Here is a 249-nt window from a genome sequence, read left to right as displayed (position 1 = left end):
CGAGTCCTTCCGTGATCGTGGCACTCCCGCCTCGATCGCCCCTGGCAAGGAAGTAGCGGATCATTCGATGTCACCTGAACTGACCGCAACCAAACGCCTGCCGCCCGTGAAAGCACCGGTTGCCGCAAACTCTGCGGCTGCCCGCCTACCTGGAAGGCCCCTGCCATGATCGGCCACGAACCAGCGGTCGGCAGCAGCCCATGAAAGCCCCGGCGACAATTGCTTTTCACGATTCATCTGGATTCCCTC

Annotated in this window: 1 protein-coding gene; it reads right to left on the bottom strand. The window is 61.8% G+C overall.

Going from position 1 to position 249, the window contains the following annotated elements:
- Positions 1-60: 60 nt before the first annotated feature.
- Positions 61-249, bottom strand: a 189-nt coding sequence (locus tag SB816_RS33825; RefSeq protein WP_410548478.1) for a hypothetical protein, incomplete at its 5' end; no start/stop codon positions are given.

This window comes from Achromobacter sp. SIMBA_011 (assembly GCF_046535435.1).
Taxonomy (GTDB): domain Bacteria; phylum Pseudomonadota; class Gammaproteobacteria; order Burkholderiales; family Burkholderiaceae_B; genus Achromobacter; species Achromobacter dolens.
This window is presented reverse-complemented; position numbering and strand designations above follow the sequence as displayed.